Origin of the sequence: Conexibacter sp. W3-3-2, assembly GCF_009707605.1 — a bacterium.
GTDB classification, from domain to species: domain Bacteria; phylum Actinomycetota; class Thermoleophilia; order Solirubrobacterales; family Solirubrobacteraceae; genus Paraconexibacter; species Paraconexibacter algicola.
On the sequence record NZ_WLYW01000002.1, the window covers coordinates 12,960 to 28,780 of the forward strand.

General features: G+C 73.0%; 14 protein-coding genes. 3 read left to right on the top strand and 11 right to left on the bottom strand.

All coding sequences use genetic code 11. The features are described from left to right. Positions 1-7 precede the first annotated feature (7 nt). On the bottom strand, positions 8-358 hold the full coding sequence (locus tag GKE82_RS27420; protein WP_196189249.1) for a MarR family transcriptional regulator: 351 nt from the start codon (positions 356-358) through the stop codon (positions 8-10). A 97-nt stretch (positions 359-455) separates the two neighbouring features. Here GKE82_RS27420 and GKE82_RS23285 point away from each other — a divergent pair, with 97 nt between their 5' ends. Next, complete coding sequence (locus tag GKE82_RS23285; RefSeq protein ID WP_196189248.1) at positions 456-2,087, top strand: transposase; 1,632 nt, start codon at positions 456-458, stop codon at positions 2,085-2,087. A 330-nt stretch (positions 2,088-2,417) separates the two neighbouring features. On the opposite strand, the gene GKE82_RS23295 is transcribed toward GKE82_RS23285, so the two are convergent. Next, positions 2,418-4,799, bottom strand: a complete 2,382-nt coding sequence (locus GKE82_RS23295) for a hypothetical protein (RefSeq protein WP_154735336.1) — start codon at positions 4,797-4,799, stop codon at positions 2,418-2,420. Continuing rightward, positions 4,796-5,779, bottom strand: a complete 984-nt coding sequence (locus GKE82_RS23300) for a peptidylprolyl isomerase (RefSeq protein ID WP_154735337.1) — start codon at positions 5,777-5,779, stop codon at positions 4,796-4,798. The genes GKE82_RS23295 and GKE82_RS23300 overlap by 4 nt, the downstream gene beginning before the upstream one ends. Before the next feature lie 148 nt (positions 5,780-5,927). Here GKE82_RS23300 and GKE82_RS27425 point away from each other — a divergent pair, with 148 nt between their 5' ends. Together GKE82_RS27425 and GKE82_RS23310 are read left to right on the top strand one after the other, a co-directional pair. Then, positions 5,928-7,310: a lytic transglycosylase domain-containing protein gene (locus GKE82_RS27425; protein WP_309233835.1), complete on the top strand. Its 1,383-nt coding sequence runs from the start codon at positions 5,928-5,930 to the stop codon at positions 7,308-7,310. Positions 7,311-7,399: 89 nt separating this feature from the next. After that, positions 7,400-7,762, top strand: a complete 363-nt coding sequence (locus GKE82_RS23310; protein WP_154735338.1) for a hypothetical protein — start codon at positions 7,400-7,402, stop codon at positions 7,760-7,762. On the opposite strand, the gene GKE82_RS23315 is transcribed toward GKE82_RS23310, so the two are convergent. The 8 genes from GKE82_RS23315 to GKE82_RS23345 all read right to left on the bottom strand — a co-directional run bounded on the left by GKE82_RS23315 (position 7,759) and on the right by GKE82_RS23345 (position 15,746). Continuing rightward, on the bottom strand, positions 7,759-8,244 hold the full coding sequence (locus GKE82_RS23315; protein ID WP_196189434.1) for a GNAT family N-acetyltransferase: 486 nt from the start codon (positions 8,242-8,244) through the stop codon (positions 7,759-7,761). The genes GKE82_RS23310 and GKE82_RS23315 overlap by 4 nt on opposite strands. A gap of 268 nt (positions 8,245-8,512) precedes the next feature. Beyond that, on the bottom strand, positions 8,513-10,483 hold the full coding sequence (locus GKE82_RS23320; protein WP_196189435.1) for a YafY family protein: 1,971 nt from the start codon (positions 10,481-10,483) through the stop codon (positions 8,513-8,515). 92 nt (positions 10,484-10,575) lie between these two features. After that, positions 10,576-10,989 carry a hypothetical protein gene (locus tag GKE82_RS27430; RefSeq protein ID WP_154735582.1) on the bottom strand — a complete coding sequence of 138 codons (414 nt, stop codon included), beginning with the start codon at positions 10,987-10,989 and terminating at the stop codon, positions 10,576-10,578. 28 nt (positions 10,990-11,017) lie between these two features. Continuing rightward, positions 11,018-11,248 carry a hypothetical protein gene (locus tag GKE82_RS23325; RefSeq protein ID WP_154735341.1) on the bottom strand — a complete coding sequence of 77 codons (231 nt, stop codon included), beginning with the start codon at positions 11,246-11,248 and terminating at the stop codon, positions 11,018-11,020. A gap of 566 nt (positions 11,249-11,814) precedes the next feature. Beyond that, positions 11,815-12,732: a uracil-DNA glycosylase family protein gene (locus tag GKE82_RS23330; RefSeq protein ID WP_154735342.1), complete on the bottom strand. Its 918-nt coding sequence runs from the start codon at positions 12,730-12,732 to the stop codon at positions 11,815-11,817. Between the two features lie 67 nt (positions 12,733-12,799). Then, on the bottom strand, positions 12,800-13,549 hold the full coding sequence (locus GKE82_RS23335) for a hypothetical protein (RefSeq protein ID WP_154735343.1): 750 nt from the start codon (positions 13,547-13,549) through the stop codon (positions 12,800-12,802). Positions 13,550-13,701: 152 nt separating this feature from the next. Continuing rightward, on the bottom strand, positions 13,702-15,213 hold the full coding sequence (locus tag GKE82_RS23340; protein WP_154735344.1) for a helicase-related protein: 1,512 nt from the start codon (positions 15,211-15,213) through the stop codon (positions 13,702-13,704). Then, entirely contained in the window at positions 15,210-15,746 is a 537-nt protein-coding gene (locus tag GKE82_RS23345) for a hypothetical protein (RefSeq protein ID WP_154735345.1), read from the bottom strand. The genes GKE82_RS23340 and GKE82_RS23345 overlap by 4 nt, the downstream gene beginning before the upstream one ends. Between the last annotated feature and the right edge of the window lie 75 nt (positions 15,747-15,821).

Consider the following 15,821-nt stretch of genomic DNA (forward strand, 5'->3'; position numbering starts at 1 on the left):
AGATCCCCTAGGCGACGTCCTCCGCCAGGCGCCGCTTCGCTGCGCGCGCGTAGTCCTTCGCCACCGCGCGACCGCGCGCGGTGGCCAGGACCGGACGCTCGCGCCCTCCGGCGGTTTCTGCGTCGGCGATGAGCTCTCCTGCTCGGAGATCGCGCACGCAGTGGACCACGCTGGTGCGGTCGATCGCGAGCGTGTCGACGAGATCGGTGGCGGTGACAGGCCCGCGGCGGACGACGGCCAGGAGCACTTGCATCGTCAGGGCCGACGGCTGTCCTGCGGCGGTACGCGGGAACGCGGTCCGAGCCTTTCTGGCGATCTCGAGGAGCTCGTCGATCGCGTCATCTTCCCGCTGCGTCATGACGCACCGCACGAAACGTTGCACCCATGTGTGGCAATTCCACACATACTCTCGCCGGCCCTTCCCCGGCGCCTCCCCCGACCAAGAGGAACCCACAGTGACCAGCATCAATCGCAACCACGGCCCCAAGCGCGGCCCCGGCCGCGACAACAGGCCTGCCCGGCAGGAGGAGTTTCGCCACCTCATCGAACTCGAGGTCATCGGCGAGCTCATCGCCGCGGGCGAGCACAAGACGGCCGCGGAGATCAGCGAGCTCGTCTGGGCCAGGGTCCGCCGGTACACCGACCTCAGCCCGAAGATCGTCCGCGCCCTGCACCAGGTGGCGCAGACCTCGCAGGCCCCGGCCCGGCTCGGCCTGGACCCGAACATCGAGGTCGCGGCCGTCATGCGACTGCCTGTGATCCGCTGGCTCTCGCAGCACATGCAGCGCACGAAGACCGGCCGGCCCGCCGATCGCTCGCTCTGGGTTGCGGCGCTCCTGCTGATGGCCAGCGGCCGCATCAAGCCCCGCACCTGCGAGGTGATCCCGTACCTCCGCGGCAACCCGAAGGCGTCGTGGGTCATGGAGTACCCGGCCGAGACCAGCCTCAAGTCCCTCTACGACGGGCTCTCCGCGATGTGTCGCCGCGTCGACGTGGACATCGCCAACGACGTCCTCGTCGAGATGCTCCGTGAGGTCGCCGACATCCGCGACCGCGACGGAGGCCCGGTCCATCCCACCGCCGGCGTCTACGCCCTGGTCGACGGAAGCGCGCTTCCCGGCAACTTCTTGCAGACCAACCCGGTTGACGAGCACGTCAAGAAGCTCCGCACCCGGGGCATGGCCGACAACGCCAGCTTCTTGCGGTACGTCTACGAGGACGGGTCGACCTCGAAGAAGTGGATGGGTTACAAGCTCGTGCGCCTGGTCTGCCTCGCCACCGGCATGACGATCGAGCAGGCGCTGCTCCCCGCCAGCATCAGCGAGGGCGCCGCGGCCGTCCTGCTCGTCGAGCAGCACTTCCGCCGCTGGCCCGATAGCCCTCTGGAGTACCTCGTCGGCGACGCTGACTACGACCGGGACTCGCGCGTCGCGGAGATGCTCGTCTCCTGCTTTTCGGTGATGCCCGTCTTCCAGGCCCGCCGCGACCGTAGCCTCGGCGTCCCGAGCTGCGCGCACGGCCACATGAACCTGCGCAATCGCGAGAAGTGGCCCACGCGGGAAGCCCGCCGCCGGCAGGGCCTGGAGCGCGGTGTCCCGATGGACATCAAGGACACCCGCATGCGCTGGAGGTGCCCCCGCGACATCTGCGAGCCGACCGACACCTACTTCTGGCAGGACGTCCGCGCCAACACGTACCTGCCTTACGCCGGTGACAGCAACGCGGCCGCGCTCCGCGTCGCGCTCATGCTCCGCCGCAACCTCGTCGAGAGCACCTTCTCCAACCTCAAGAACTCGCTCGCCAGCCAGCAGGGCAACGACAAGTTCAAGAGCCACGATGAGGCCAAGCTCGAGTGGCTCGTGGCCTGGGCCACCATCGCCCACTCCGGCAAGCGCCTCATCCACGAGCTCGGCCTCTACGAGCCCACCCACCGCGCGGCGCAGCAGCTCGACCTCCACCGGATCGCCACGCGCGACGCCCCCGGATTCCCGATCGACCAGACCCTCGTCAAGAAGATCACCGACGACCTGCGCGAGACCTTCGGCGGCGCCCGCGCCCCCCGCCACATCGCCTCCGACGACAGCTAGCGGCGACGCGCCCAGATCCACCCCGAGTTTCGGGAAAATCGGCGGGTCCCAGCGGGGCAAAGCTCGCAATCTCGGACCCCTAGTTTCGTGACAACAACGAAGAAGGCCCGGAATCCCAGTGTTCATCGGGGATCCGGGCCTCAAGAGTTTCCGGAGGAGTTTCGGACCTACCTCGCGCCTAGTCGCGTTGGCATAGGAGGTTGATGAAGCGGAGTACGGTGATGGCGGCGTTGGATTCGGTCTGGTTGCCGGCTTCGTCGGTGAGCCAGAGCTTGAGTGGGTAGTCGCCGGAGGGCGGGGGGTCGTTGCTGCCGTCGGGGTTGGGGATGGTCAGGCCGCTGAGGGTGCACTGGGCGCCGCTGGCGCAGGTGCTGGGGCTCTGGCTGACGGGGCTTTCGGCGATGCGGAAGCGGCGCATGACGATCGGGGATTGCTTGATGCCGTCCCAGGTGTCGTTGCGGTAGGTGACGGTGAAGTCGTTGATGTCGCGGATCTCGTCGGGGGTTGGGACGAGGCCTCCGGGGGTGGCTGGGGGATGCTGTCGTAGCCGTAGGTGCGGCTGGTCCAGGCGCCGTAGTCGTTGGGGTCGGCGAGGTCGCTGGCGCGGACGCGGACGGTGTGCTGGCCTTCTTCGCAGGCCTGAGCGGAGTGGTTGATGGTGCGGCTGGTGGTGCCGGGTGGGTCGGTGCTCGTGGTGGTGCCGCAGTCGCTGGTGAGCTGATGCTGGACGCTGGTGATGGGCGCGCCGCTGCCGCGGTTGACCGTGGGCCAGCGCGCGATGACCTGCCGGGCGTTGGTCCAGCCGTTCACCGACAGGTTCGCGGCCGCGGGAGCCTGCCCCTCGATCTGGATCGCCCCGACTGAGGGCGGCTCGTTGTCAATCGAATCCGCGTTAGGCGATCGCTCACTGACACTCGCGGCATTCATCGCTCCGTCCTCATACGTGACGCGGAAGTCGATGGTCTGACCGGTGGTACCCAGCGTCGAGTTGAAGGTGCAGTCCAGGTAGACGCCGGCGTTGGGGTCGACGTCAGTGCCCTGCGGCCGGTTGGTGTTGGGGTCCCAGGTGCCGCTGCAGCCCGGAAGGTCCCGCCACTGGCCTGCGTCGAGGCGGTACTGGATTCGTCCGGCTTTCACGCCGCTGTAGGCGCACATGAAGCCGCGCACGGCCTTCGCGCCGCGGAACCAGACCTGTCCCGGGCCGAGGCCGCTTTCGGCTTGCGGGCCGGGCAGCGGATCGTCGACACCGTGCTCGCGGGGGCAGCCGGGCTCCCGCGGTCGCGTGTCGCAGTCGAGGCCGACCTCTTTGCTGTGGGCCGCGATCCGCCAGGCGGGGTCGTAGGCCCAGACGCTGACGCGCGCGGTGCGGCCGGTCTGCGCGCCGGAGACGCCGCAGAGATCGACGGGGAACTCGGTGGTCTGCCCGTTGAACTGCGAGCACGGGCGCAGCGTGTTGTGGAACCGCAGGCCACCGACGATGCCGGTGCCGGTGAAGTCGCCGGTGCTGCCGTAGGCGGCGTTGCCGATGTCGTTGTAGGTGTAGGAGTCGGTGCAGGCGGGGCTGCCGCTGGGGGCGCCGCTGCCGCTGAAGTTCGGCTGCACGAAGTTGGTGAACTCGGTGCTGCCCGGTCCGCCTTCCTGGAGGATGTCGACGTGCTCGACCCACTGACCGATCCCGACGTTGTCGGTCGCGGACTGGCGCAGCATCACCCGGTTGGCGCGCTCGGTGCTGGACGCCCAGAGAGGCAGCCGCGCGCTGTCGGAGGAGGTGCTCTGCAGGGAGAGGACCGGGTCGGCGTTGTCGATGACCTCGGCGTTGCTGACGTAGATCGACATGCGGGCCCCGTAGGGCACGCCCCGCGAGGGCCCCCAGGCGCAGCTGGCGCTGACGGTGATCGGCGTGCACGCGAGCTGCGCGCCGATGAACGTGGCGTTCCCGAACGCGGCGAACGACGCGGTCTCGGTCCCCGAGGTCGGGGTCGACGAGTTCGGGAACCCGCCGCACGGGGTGCCGTTGTCGTTGCTCGAGCGGATCGGGCACACGGTGCGTCCCGATCCCACGTTGCCGTTGCCCCACAGCAGCTTCGTCGCCCACTGGTAGCGGGTGCCGTAGTTCCCGCCGTCGGGGTGGCCGCTTCGGTTGTCCTCCAGCGGCGAGTAGAGGTCGGCGCGGCTGCCGAACTGGTAGGTCCAGCGTCCGAACGCGGTGCCCGCCGGCGGCGTCAGGGTCGTCTGGATCTGCGTCCCGTTGGTGTCCCGGAAGGAGTCGACGCAGATCGCGTCGGTGCGACGGTCGCAGAGCTCGGTGCGCAGCTGCAGCCCGCGGGGCCGGTAGCGGCCGGCCGGCGGGGTCGGGTCGCCTTCGCCGTCCGCGGTGTCCGGGGTGGTGTCCTGGAGGCCGAACGCGTCGTTGGGGGCTGCTCCCGGGGTCGGGACCTCGCAGCGCACGCCCATGTAGGCGTGCGGCGCGGCGCTGTTGTTGCTGTTCTGGCCGCCGCCGCCGGAGGCGATGTTGTTGCCCTGGGTCCAGCGCAGCTCCCAGCCGCGGTAGGGCTGCAGCATGTTGTTCTGCTTGTAGAGCGGCCGGTCGTCGAAGTCGCAGTCCTGGACGATGTAGGAGTGGTTGCCGTAGACGGCCTGGGCGGGGCTGGCGGTGAGGCCCAGCAGCGCGACCGCGGCGGCGAGGATCGGGGCGGCGATTCGGCAGGTCATGGCGTCGCGGTCTCGGTCGGGGACGTGCAGGTGGCGTGGCAGGCGAGCTGGTCGCCGTAGGTGCGCTTGAGGTAGTCGCGCAGGACGGTCTGGCGGCGCTCGGCTTCCGCGCCCTCGAGCTCGCCCTTCAGCTGCGCGCGGACGCGCGCCAGCGGTGTGGTCTGCTCGGGCAGGTACTCCATGACCCGGCCGATGCGCCAGCCGACCATCGGCGGCTGGTCGGGCGGGCTGGTCTGGACCTGCAGCGGCCCGAACGCCTCCCTGCTCTGCCGGGTGCGCTTCACGGCGCGGGCGAGGTCGTCCTCGAGCTTCTCCAGCGGGACGGTCAGGCGCAGGCCGCCGGCCTCCATGCACTCCTGGGGCAGCATCGTGTTGCGGCAGACCAGGTCGCGCAGCTCTGGGCCGGGCTGATCGGGGAGCTGGGTCGTCAGGCGCTCGGCGGTGGCGCGGTCGCGGACGGTGAGGACGGCGAGGGTGGCCGCGGCGGGGCGGCGGTAGCGGATGTCGAGGTTCTGGTCGTAGAACTGCTCGATGCGCTCGCCGGTCACGGGGCGTTGCGGGGCGATCGCGTCGAGCAGCGGTTCGGCGATCGCCTCGGCCTTGAGGGCCAGGTCGGTGATGGCCTTCGGGGTGCCCTTGGGGTAGGGGTAGATGACGCTGTGCCCCTTGGTGTCGGCGCTGATCCCGCGCTTCTTGGCGTCGGCCAGGAGCACGGCGAGATGGGCGACTTGGATGCGCAGGCCGTCGGCGAGCGCGTCGCGGGCCTTGGCCGGCAGCTGCCGCGTCCCGTTGCGTTGGCCGGCGGTGATCTGGCGCTGTGCCGCGGCGATCGTGGCGTCCATGTCGGCGGTGGCGACTTCGACGTCGGCGACGCGCACGGCGACGTCGGCGGGCAGCTCCGCGGAGCCGGAGCCGCAGGCGGCCAGCGTGAGGATCGAGACGACGGCGGCCGTGGAGGCGAGGAGTCGTAGCGGTGGCACCCCGATGACCGTACGTGCGGCGTGCGCGCCAGCGCCTCGGTCGCTGCCGACCCGGTGAGGTGAACCGCCGCGTGAGGGGTGAACGGGTGCAGGTGAACGCGCGGGTCGGCCGTCGATCCGCGGGCGACTCGTACCGTCCCGGGGGATGGTGCTCGTTCGCCTGCTGTGCCTGATCGTCCTTCCGCTGCTGCTGAGCGCGGGGTTCGCGGTGCTTGCCCGGGCGCAGCAGTCGCGTGCGCCGGTTGCGGGCCCGACCTACCCGGCGCTCGAGGCGCCGCGCGGTGAGTCGCGCGAGGAGACCGTGCGGCGTCTGTCGGTGCCCAACGGGCCGCGGCTGGCCGCGTACGTGTCGCGGTTGCAGCCGGCGACGCCGTGCGGGGACATCGCGCAGCTGCGGCCGGCGTGGGTTCGCGCGGCGCGACTGTTCGAGTTGGAGTGGCGGCTGCTGGCGGCGATCACCAAGGTGGAGTCGGGGTACGGGTGCAACATGGGGCCCTCCTCGGCGGGGGCGATCGGCTGGACGCAGTTCTTGCCGTCGACCTGGGAGCGCTGGGGGATGGACGGTGACGGTGACGGATCCGCCGACCCGGCCAACAGCGTGGATGCGATCTTCAGCACCGCGCGGTACCTGCGGGTCACCGGGGCGCCCGGGGACGTGCGCAAGGCGCTGTTCGCGTACAACCACGCGGACTGGTACGTGCGCAAGGTGCTGGCGACGGCCGAGCAGATCGAGGACATCCCGGTCACCAACTTCGAGGACGCGGCCAGGTCGGCGTTGGCGTTTGCGCGGGCGGAGCGCGATCTGCGGCGCGCGGTCCGCGATCTGCGGGTGGCACAGCGGCGGGTGGCGCGGCTGGACCGTCGGCTGCGGCGCGCCGATCGCGGCGTTCAGGGGCTGCGGCGTTCGGCCGGTCGCGCGGCGCGGCGGGCGCGCGGCCTGCAGCAGCGCGTCGACGCGCTGACCCAGGAGTTGCAGGAGCTCACGGCGACCCTGTCGGCCGATCAGCAGGTGCACGGGGATCCGGACACGTTGGCGTTGGAGCTGGTGTCGGGCGTGGACCTGGGGCAGGCGACCTTGGTCTATGCGGTCGCGGGGTCGCTGGTGCAGCGTCGGGTGCGGCTGGCGCGTGAGCTGTCGGCCGATGCCAGCGCGGCGGCGCTGGAGCGTGACCGGCGCACGGTCGGGCGTGATGCGGCGGTCGCCGACCGTGCGGATCTTGCCGTGTCGCGGTTCTCGCTGGCCGATGAGCGTGACCGTGCCAGTCGCGCGGCGGCGCGGGCGCGCGAGGCCCGGCGGCGGGCCGCTGGCGCCGCGCGGGAGTACGAGGACTCGGCCGCGGCGCCGGCGCGCAGCAGTCCGTTGCTGCCCGGGCGGCCGCAGCGCTCGCCCGAGCGGGCCCGTCAGGAGTCCAGCGGCAAGCGCAAGGCGGCCGCGGACGAGCGGCGGCGTGATCGTCGCGAGCGCGGCGCCGGGGGCGTTGAGGCCCCGGGGGCGGGCCCGTCGCGGTCCAGTGGCGGGAGCGGCCGGTGAGGGTGATCCGATCAGCGCGGCGTGGGCCGCGGGCGCGGACCCGTACCCCGGTCGCGACGGGAGCGGTCGGTCGGGCTCTGCTGGTGGTGGTGGTCGTGGTGGTGGTCGCGGCCGCTGCGGTCGGGCTGCGTGGCGTGCTGCAGGCGCCGTTGGCGCAGGCGGACCTCGAGCGGCTGCAGGGACCGGTCGACGCGCGCGCCAGCCGCGTGATCGGCGCGCCGGCCCCCTCCCCCACGTTGACGGTCAGCGACGAGGCGTTCTTCCTGACGTACACGTTGGCGGCGGGGTCGCAGGCCTACTCCGGTCTGCTGACCGAGCGCGATTGCCGCGTGGTGATTCGGGTCGATCGTCGCGAGAGCTCGAGCGCGAAGCTCGTCTACGGGGTGCAGCGCGGCCGCGGCTGCATGGTGCCGGCGCAGGCGCGGGTCCGGGAGGCCAGGCGCGGCCGCTAACCGTGCGACGGGCGGGCGGTCGCGGGCTGCGCGGCTCGGGGGTCGGTGGGGGTTGGGCTGTGGGTGTGGGAGAGGCGCTGGTAGGGGCCGGTGCGGCCGTAGGGCTGGTAGTGGCAGGCGGTGAGCGCGCGCAGGCTGGCGGTGTTGCTGTGGTGCACGTCGGCCAGGACGGTGCGGTAGCCGTGTGCGTGTGCGTGGTCGGTGGTCAGCTGGGCGAGCTGTTGGCCCAGGCCGCGGCGGCGGAAGCGGCGAGCGATGAGGAACGCCAGGCTCGCGGTGCGTGAGGGCAGCGGCACGATGCTCGCCGCGCCGACCGGGTAGCGGGTGCTGGCGACCAGGGCCAGCAGGACGGTGGCCTGCGGGTGCAGGAAGTCCTGGGGGTTCAGGTAGCGGCGCGCGCGCCAGTCCAGCAGCGCCAGGGCCGGTTCCGGGTCGATGCTGACCTCGAGCAGCAGCGGGAGCCTGTCGGTTCGTGGCGGCACGGGGTCACGGTAGCGGCGAGGTGTGCGCGGCTCGCGGACTGGTCTGGGTGCGGGTGTGGAGGTAGGTTTCGGGGGTGCCGTTTGGGGATCGTGTGGAGCTCGCGCGGCAGCGCGCTGCTGTCCGGGAGGATCTGCGGGCAGCGCGTGCACGAGCGCGGGCCTGGGCAGCGGCCGGGGAAGGCGCCCAGGCGCCGCCGCGTCGCGCTGCAGACCTTGCGCAGGGCCCGAAGCGGCCAGGCGGCCGGGTGGCCGGGCCGGGCCGGGAGGGCTAGGCCGCCCGCGCGATCGCGGGCGGGGCGGGCGGGGTGGCGGTGAGGTCGCTGATCGCCTGGTGCACCGCGGTGTCGTGGACGCGCAGGCGGCCGCCGGCGGCGAGGATCTGTCCGCAGAGCCAGTCGGTGGAGGCGTAGGGGATCTCGACGATGTAGTCGTCGTACTGGTCGCGGCCGATGATCGTGTAGTCCTCGGCCAGCCAGGGGGCGTCGCTGTCGATCGTTGCGCGGGTGCTGCGGGTGCGGGCGGCGAGGGTCTCCCACCATGCGGGTTCGGTGACCGGCGGGGGTGTGGCGGGATCGTCGGTGGCCTGGGCCAGGAGCATGCGGTCCAGGCGGAAGGTCTTGGCGGGGCCGTCGGGGTGTTCGCTGGCCAGCAGGTAGCTGCGGCCGCCTCGGTGCTGGCGGGCGGCGGGGTGCAGGGTGCGGTCGGTGATCGTGCCGGTGGCGGTCAGGTAGCGCACGCGCAGCTGGCTGCGGTGGGTCAGCGCGTGGGTGATCTGGGCGGCGCGCGGGTCCTCGACGGCGAGGGGGCCGCGGGTGCCGTGGGCGGCGATGATCTTGTGGGCGGCGCTCTGGAGGTGGGGGTCGAGGTTGGCCAGGAGGCGTGCGCCGGCCAGGACGGCGTCGCGCTGCTCGATGGTCAGGAGGGGCTGCTGGACGGTGTCGGCGTAGGCGTCGAGGTCGATCTCCAGGCGGCCGTCGGGCTTGGGGGTGACGCACATGAGGTACTCGGCGTGGCGCCAGCAGGCGAGGTTGATGATCTGCAGGTCGTCGCGGAGCTCGCGGTCGTTGACGGCGAACGCGTCCTTGAGGTCGTCGCAGGTGACCGGGGTGGTGGTGCGGGCGGCGTGGAAGAGCGTGTTGGCGATCGCGAGGATGCGGCCGATGTGCGAGGGGCGGGTGCCGGTGGCGCCGATGCCCTTGCGGGTGACCGGGGCGGTCGCGGCGGCCGGCGCGGGGTGCACGTGCTGGGGGGCGTGGGCGCGGGCGGGGTCGTGGGCGGCCTGGATGCGGCGGCGGGCGTCGCGGACGCTCTGGGCTGCCCAGCCGGGGCGGACGTCGTGGACGAGGTCCTTGAGGGTGAGGATCCAGCCGGCGAAGGTGGCGGGGTCGCTGACGCGCGTGGTGATCTCGCCGGGTGCGGTGCCGCGGCGTGCGGCGCCGCGGGCGGTCTGCAGGACGTAGTCGACGGTGTCGGGGGCGACGGTGATGGTCGCGGTGCCGTGGGTGGGGCCCATCTGCCAGCGGCTCATGGGCAGCGACTGGGTGTCGGTGCGGGGGGTGAAGTCGCGGTAGAGGCGGCTGGCGAAGCTGATGTCGCTGGTGATGCGGGAGAGCCGGAAGCTGCGGATCTGTTGGGGGGCGTCGCTCAGGGCGGCGATGAGGTAGCGGTGGTCGTCGACCTCGATGACGTCGTAGGGGTCGACGGTGCGCTGCTGGTCGTGGTAGGTGAACCGCACGCGCTTGCCCTGCTGGCAGGCGAGCAGCAGGCGGGCGGTGAGGGCCGCGCGGCGGCGGGCTTGCGGCCCGGTGCTCTGGGCAATGGTGATGGCGCCGGGGGCCGGGGTGGTCGCGAGCGCGTCGCCCAGGAGGGTGGTGACGCCGACCCGTAGCGCCTCGGCGTGGGGGAAGTCCTCGCTGGTGCCCAGTCCGTCGCGGAGGTCGCTGAGGGCTTGGCGCTCGGGGCCGGTGAAGTCCAGGGGGCCGGGGCCGTGGTGGGCGAAGCGGTAGGCGACCTCGGGCTCGGTCTCGTTGGGGTCGGTGGTGAGCTGCTCGATGGTGATGCCGGCGTGCGCGAGTTCCTGGCGGTCTTCGTAGAACCGGCGGCCGAAGGCGTCGTCGGTCATCTGCGCGTAGGCGTCGATGTGCTGGCGGACCTGCCGGGTGGTGAGCTCTCGCTGGCTGGTGTGCAGCAGCGCGATCAGCGACAGCTGCCGAACCATCTTCTCGGTGTCCAGGGCCATACGTCGAGTATGCGCGATGGTGCGGCGGCAAATCCGCTGCGCGGATCTTGGTGCGGCGGCGTCGCGCGTTGGCGTCGGTTTGGTGTGCGCGGTCAGCCGTAGTTGATGCCTTCGGTGGTGGTGTCGGGTCGTGTGGCGTTGGTGAGGGCGGTGCGGTGCAGCGGTCCTGCGCAGAGCCGCACGCGGCGTTGGGAGAGGGCGCCCAGGGGGCCCAGGCGTGGATCGGGGCCGACGGCGGTGAGCGGGATCGGGCAGCGCGCGGTCTGGGCGGGCTGGGTGGTGAACGGGCGCAGCATCGCGTTCCATTCGCGGCAGGCGGCGTTGGTCGCGCTCAGCGGGCCGGTGCAACGGACGGTGATGTGCTGCTCGCGGGTGGTGAGGTGGGCTTGCAGGACCGGGGTCTGGGCGGGCACGGTGATGGTGATCTGGCCGGCGGGGCTGATCGTGGCGGTGCTGGCGGCCGCGGAGACGGCGAGCGTCAGGGCCAGGCGCGTGAGCGGGCGCATACCGGAGCCTCTCGCGGTCCGTGGCCGGTCAGGCCAGCACGAGGTTGCTGGAGGGGGTCGGGTTGCCGGGCGCGGAGCGGCTGACACGCTTGTAGGCGCGGACGACCTCGCGGCTGGTGGCCTCGCGGTAGGAGATGCCGCGCTGCAGCGGCGTGAGGGTGAGATGGCCGGTGTCGATCGTGTCGATGATGGCCAGGAAGCGGCGGCCCTTGCGGTCGATCTCGACGAGATCTCCGGGGCGCAGGTTGGCGGTGGTCATGGCGCTCAGGCTCCCAGCGGGGTGTGCTCGAGCGGCGCGATCGCAACCGCGCGGGCGTGTCACAGCGCGGTGCCATCCTGCCCGCTCATGTACGCACACGCGCAGTTCCCCTCCCCCACGATGCGCGTCGGCGCGACCCGCGTGACGTTCTCCTGCGAGGCGCTCGGGACGTTCGCCGTGCAGGTGCTGGGCTACCCGACCACCGAGGCACGGAAGCCCGCGGTGCGCGCGCATGCGCTGCGCCATCTGCAGGCGCTGGCGGGGTCGTTGAGCTGGCACGACGGGCCGCTTGCGTGGCTGACCCCGGACCGGGAGCTCCCGTTGCTGATGCTCGGTGACGGCATCGCGTTCGTGATGGGCGCGGACTGCGCAGGGATGCGGGCGTTGACCTGCCGCACGTTCGGCACGGTGTCGGCGGCCGAACGCGCGCGGCGGCTGGAGGTGCGGCGCGCCCGTCGTCGACGTGCCGAGGCGCGCCGGCGGCGGCCGGGCACCGGCCGCCGGTGCCAGACCGGGCAGACGACCTGCTGCCCATGCCCTGAACGGGCGCGCGCGCCGCGCCCGGGTCAGTGCTGGGCGGAACGCGCGCCAGCGGAGGCGTTGGCGTTGGCGTTGGCGTTGGCGTTGGCGAGGCGTACGAGGGCGCGGTGTGCGCGGTGCCAGCTGCCGGCTGCGGGGTGCGGCAGCGCGTACAGCGCGACGGACCGGTTCCAGGCGAAGCGGTCGGTGCTGGCGGTGCGCAGCCCGTCGACGGTCGTCCACTGCGGCTGGGTGAGCCGCTCGATCGACCGGCGCGGCGGCACGCCCAGGAGCACCAGGGCGTCGGGGCGCAGGATCTCGAGCTGTCCTGCCAGGTAGGGCTGGCAGTTGCGGCCCATCCGCTCCATCGGGCTGCGCCGGCCGCCGTCCCAGGGCGAGCATTGGACGGCCTGCAGCCGGGCGCAGCGGTCCAGGACTGGGATCAGCGTGTGGGGGGCGGGGCGCTCGTGGGCGGGCTGGCGGTCGCGCAGCGCAAGCACGGCGGCGAGCGTGCTCGCGGCGCGGTAGTGGAAGTAGCTGCGCTTCTCGTCGTTGTGTGAGGCGTGACCGTGACGGAAGTCGTGCTGGCTGTGCGCCAGCGCCCGCAGTTCGGCGTCCTGGCGTCCGTCGTCGCGGGAGTTCATGCCCACGAGCGCGACGCGGGTCTGGGGGTAGGCGGCGCCGAGCGCCGGCAGGCGCGGCTGCTGGCCGTCGGGTGGCGGCACGGGTTGGCGGCCCCGAGGCGGCCGCCAGCAGAGCTCGCAGGCCGGGCAGCAGCGCTCCAACGGCTGCTCCTCCACGAGCAGCCCTTGGTCGGCGAAGAACGTCTGGACCCGCGCGAGCAGCCGCACCTGCTCGTCGCTGCGGGCCAGGCGTTCGGGCAGCCGCACCCCCGGGAGCGGCCCGGTGGTCGCGCGTCCCGCGGGTCGGGGGGCGCGGTGCGGCTCTCCTGGATCGGCGGGCATGCGTGCGAGCGTAGCCGTCGCCCAGGTCCTCGCAGCAGGGGCGCCGCCCTGCGGGGTCGCGCAGGGGTTAGGCGGCGGCGTGGGTGCTGTCGCTGGCGGTGGTGGCGGGGATCTTCAGGAGGTGGGAGCAGTCGCGTCCGGCGGCCTGCCAGATCGCCAGGAGGCGGTCGCTGGGGCGGCGCTTGCCGTTGTTGGTGGCGTAGTCGCCGGGCAGCCGCTCGTCCAGTGGGGCGACGACGACGGCGCCGTTGTCGACGCGGGCGGCGAGGCCGAGGCGCTCGACCTCGTCCAGGAGCTTGTTGAGGTAGGGCTTGCGGACGGACATGACGACGCCGAGCGTCGAGCGCATGACCGGTCCCTGGTCGAGGTGCTCGAGCAGTTCGCGCCGGCGGCCTGCGGCTCGGACCACCGTGCCGTCGTAGAGCGTCAGGTCCTCGGCCGGGAGGTCGCGGGCGGCCTCGGTGCTGCGTCGGCGAGCGACGACGTTGGTGACCAGCGGCGGCTCGTTGGCGTCGGCCTCCTGCTCGCCGGCGGGGGCGGTTCCGTCGTCCTCGCCGTCGGGGTCGGTGGTGTGGCCGGGCTCGTCGCCGTCGGCATCCGGTGCGGGGGCGGCTGAGACGATCTGCAGGAACGACTCGAGCTGCTCGAGGGTGCGCTCCTGGGCGGGCAGGGCGTCGGCGAGCTCGGCGACCTCGCGCTGGAGGGCGAGGAGTCGCTCCTGCTCCTGGTGCAGGTGCGTGCGGGCGGCCTCGACGGCCTGCTGCTGCTGGTCGCGGAGCCTTGCCAGGTCCTCGGCGGGGTTCACGAACGCGCTCATCGGCTCTCTCTCGGAGATGGTCATCGGTCTGCGGTGCTCCCCGGTCGGTCGAGGCCGACCCTCCGGGGTCCGTGAGCAGGACCGTACGAGCGGACCGGGCACAAACGGCGGAAAGGTGAACCGGCCCCGTTCACCCAGCCCCCGTGCGCGGTTCACCTCCAGCCCGACGCACGGTTCACCTTCGGCCTGACGCGCGGTTCACCTCGGGCCGGTGGGTGGGCGCTGGCGGCGCGGGCGTTGATCTCGTGGCGCAGGCGGGCGACCACGAGCGGGGCGAGGTCCTCGTGGGCCAGCGGCGGCCCGCCGAGGACCGTGCGCGCCCAGGCGCTGAGCTGGTCCAGCCGCGCGATCTCCTCCAGGCCGGCGAGGTCCAGGTCCCGGCGGCGCATGTTGCGTTGGCGGGCGCGGTCGGACCCGAAGTCCGGGGCGTCGGCAGCCGGGTCTGCCGCGAGCTCGGCGAGCTCGAGCAGCTGGGCGCGTCCGTCGGGGGCCTGGGGATCCAGCGGGGCGTGCGAGAGCGCCCAGGCGATCGGCCCGGGAAGCTGGGCGTGCCCCGCCCGCGCGAGGACCTGCAAGGCGCTGAGCTGGCTGGGCGATCCGCCGTGGACCACCCGGCAGTCGCGCGGCGGCGCCCGGCGCGGGCGCTGCCAGCGCTCCAGGCGGGCCTGCAGCTGCGCGAGGGAGATCTGGGCGAGGTCCGCGGGCCGGGGCATCGCGGCCTGCAGGCGCTCGATGCGCCGGTAGCCGTAGGTGCCGGTGGCCGGGTCGACGAGGACCGTGGCCTGCAAGGCGCTGTGGGCGACGCGCAGATGCGGTCGGAAGTCGGGGTGCTGGTGCAGGACGCTGATGCGGCCGGTCTGGGCGCCGCGACCTGCGCGGCCTGCGATCTGGGCGGCTTCCCACGGCTCCAGGGGTCGGGTGCGGCGCCCGTCGTAGCGGCTGGTCTGCGCGAAGCAGATCTCCTGGGCGGTGAGGTTGACGCCGTGGGCGATGACGCTCGTGGCGACCAGGACGTCGGCGCGGCCGAGTTCGAAGCGGGCGATCTGGTCGCGGCGGGCACCGATCGGCAGCGCGCCGTAGAGCGCGCTGACGCGCCCGGGGCGCAGCTGCTGCAGCTCCGCGGCCAGCTGCAGGACGGTGGCGCGACTGAAGGTGACGAGGATGGTGCGGTCGGGGAGCTGCTCGAGCGTGCGGTAGCCGACGAGTTCCAGGCGGCCCATCCGCTCGTAGGTGTGGATCTGGGCGTGTGGGATGAGGCTGCGGATGATCGGGAGCAGCTCGGTGCCGCCGATCAGGTGCGCTTCGGTGTAAGTGGTGGCGAGCAGCAGTCGCGTGTAGGCGCTGCCGCGGTCTGGGTCGGCGGCATGGTGCGCTTCGTCGATCACCAGGACGGTGCCCTGGTCGGGGGCCAGTTCGGCGGTACACGCCAGCAGCGGCGCGTCCGCGTTGATGCGCTGCTCACCGGTCAGCAGGCCGACCCGGTGTGCGCCGGCGACCTGGCTGAGTCGGCGGTAGGCCTCCTCGGCCAGCATCCGCAGCGGTGCGGCGTAGACCCCCCCCCCCACCTCCAGCAGCCGGGTCAGGGCGTGGTGGGTCTTGCCGCTGTTGGGCGGGCCGGCGTGGAAGGACACGTGCCCGTGGGTGCAGCGGCTGGCCAGGGTCACGGGGTCAGCAGTGCGCTGCCGGCCGGGCCGTTGGTGGCGTCCATGCGCCACTGCTGCTGCTCGTAGCGCAGGGCGACCGTCTGTCGTCCGGCGATCGGGTCGGTGACCTCGGCGCGCGCGCGGCGGCGCACGCCGTAGAAGCGCACGTCGCTCACCTCGAGCTGCTCGCGGCTGGCCCGTTCGCGGGCGGACAGGCCGTCGCGGATCGCCAGCAGGATGTCGCCGCAGCTGGCGGCCTCGGCGCCGGGGACCGCGTCTCGTAGCTCGGTGCGCAGCTGCGCGGTCGTCAGCGCGCAGGCGTCCTCGACGTACCCGTCGCTGAAGCTCTGCGCGAACCGGGTGAGGGTGGCCCGGACGGCGTCGCGGTCTTCGGCCTGCAGCAGGCTGACCTGCTCGAGCTGGGACAGCGTGCCGCGCTCGGGGCCCTTGGCGGTGGCGGGCTGGTCCTCCCCGCCGATGAGCGCGAGCGCGAGGATCAGCGCCGCGGCGGCGAGGAGCCCGGCGAGCGCGAGGTGGGCGGGGCGGACGGTCATGCCCGGCAGGTAAGCGCACGGGTGTGCACGCCCGGGGATCTTCGCCGCGGTGCGTGCCCGGAGGTCATCGTGCGG

Coding starts and splice junctions, on each gene's coding strand:
- GKE82_RS27420 (WP_196189249.1), bottom strand. CDS start 358: ATGACGCAGCGGGAAGATGACGCGATCGACGAGCTCCTCGAGATCGCC.
- GKE82_RS23295 (WP_154735336.1), bottom strand. CDS start 4,799: ATGACCTGCCGAATCGCCGCCCCGATCCTCGCCGCCGCGGTCGCGCTG.
- GKE82_RS23320 (WP_196189435.1), bottom strand. CDS start 10,483: ATGGCCCTGGACACCGAGAAGATGGTTCGGCAGCTGTCGCTGATCGCG.
- GKE82_RS27430 (WP_154735582.1), bottom strand. CDS start 10,989: ATGCGCCCGCTCACGCGCCTGGCCCTGACGCTCGCCGTCTCCGCGGCC.
- GKE82_RS23325 (WP_154735341.1), bottom strand. CDS start 11,248: ATGACCACCGCCAACCTGCGCCCCGGAGATCTCGTCGAGATCGACCGC.
- GKE82_RS23330 (WP_154735342.1), bottom strand. CDS start 12,732: ATGCCCGCCGATCCAGGAGAGCCGCACCGCGCCCCCCGACCCGCGGGA.
- GKE82_RS23335 (WP_154735343.1), bottom strand. CDS start 13,549: ATGAGCGCGTTCGTGAACCCCGCCGAGGACCTGGCAAGGCTCCGCGAC.
- GKE82_RS23345 (WP_154735345.1), bottom strand. CDS start 15,746: ATGACCGTCCGCCCCGCCCACCTCGCGCTCGCCGGGCTCCTCGCCGCC.